The organism is Polynucleobacter sp. Fuers-14 (genome assembly GCF_018882045.1).
Lineage (GTDB): Bacteria > Pseudomonadota > Gammaproteobacteria > Burkholderiales > Burkholderiaceae > Polynucleobacter.
Genome location: NZ_JACVPG010000035.1, coordinates 1 through 1,265, shown reverse-complemented (window position 1 = coordinate 1,265; position 1,265 = coordinate 1). Strand labels below are relative to the sequence as shown.

Genomic DNA, 1,265 nt, shown 5'->3' with positions numbered 1-1,265 from the left:
GCTATCCTCCTAAGACCGCCAAACTTTAAATACTCTTTAACTACCTTTAGCTTGAACTGCGTACTGTATTTGCTCATAAAACAAAACCCCCTTGGTTGGACTTGATGTCCAACTTTTGGGGGTCAGTTCATTCGGGTGGTTTTTTATTTGGTGCTGACGGATAAGGTTCCGTTGTAATAAGATCAAAAAAATGCCCGCATACTTCTGCGGGCAAAGAAGGTTACTGCGAGAAAACTGTTCTTAATTTGAGCAAGCTTGATTTAGGTAGGTAATCACCCCATCTTTAGTAAAGCCAATTTTGCCCACCTCTAATGTTGATGCGCTTACGACACCTACAAACAATCCAATAACAAACCCGACAACTAAATGTTTTATCCCCATTTTCTTCTCTCACAATTATGTTGTTAGCAGTGAGTCAATACTCTGCTTGTGCCAATTAGAAAAACTTGTCCTAAGTCAATTTTCTTGCCAAGTGTGGGTAGTACTTTAGTTCTAATGATGATTTTTCGTACTAAAAAACGCTATGAGGATTTCTATTTTTGCGGCGCGATAAAGAATTTTTAATACCAACCAAAGATTAGATATCCTCAGGTCCTGGTCGATTCCGCCCCGGGCTACCAAGAATCCTAATAGCCCACTTGTTGGGCTATTCTCTTTTGCGGCTTGACCGCTATAAATTTCGGATATCCCCATCTAGAAATGCCCTTTAAAGGGACGAATCAATTACACGTCCCCGTGTCGGTCGATGTCGTTTAAAACGACAATTCTTATTATGCTCAAGGGTTAGTCCTAGCTATATTCCATCGCACTTAGCACTATCTTAAATTGTCATATAAAAAGCCAATTCAAGATAGTTATCGATTGGAGGGGACATTAACCACCTTTTGGGTGATTTTTTATTTAAGGTAAAAGATAGGGAGTTCGGTATGAAAGTATTGTTGGCCACGCTATTTACATTTTTATTCTCCGCGACAGTTTATGCAGAGAATTTACCCGGCGGATTTATTACAGTTAAAGAAGATCAGATTGTTTGGAAGACCAATGAAAACGGCGTCAAGCAAACCACCCTATACGGAGACCCTAGCAAGCCAGGAATTTATGTGGTCCGCAATATTTTTCCTGCGGGGGTAATGAGTGAATCGCTACCAATATCTTAGACACTTCCCAACCTCGCTTGGTACTGCTGTTCAAATCTTACCGGAGAAAGTCCATTGTTGTAACTATGGCGTCTAACCGGGTTGTAAAACATTTCGATGTAATCAAAA

The 1,265-nt window shown here is 40.3% G+C and carries 2 protein-coding genes; one reads left to right on the top strand and one right to left on the bottom strand.

What is annotated here, in order from left to right; all coding sequences use genetic code 11:
* The first annotated feature begins 926 nt into the window (after positions 1 to 926).
* A complete protein-coding gene (locus ICN40_RS11560) occupies positions 927 to 1,157 on the top strand; it encodes a hypothetical protein (protein ID WP_216244132.1) in 231 nt (76 codons plus the stop codon).
* Here ICN40_RS11560 and ICN40_RS11555 read toward each other — a convergent pair.
* Positions 1,154 to 1,265, bottom strand: a 112-nt coding sequence (locus tag ICN40_RS11555; RefSeq protein WP_216242901.1) for an IS3 family transposase, incomplete at its 5' end; no start/stop codon positions are given. The two genes, ICN40_RS11560 and ICN40_RS11555, sit on opposite strands and share 4 nt — an antisense overlap.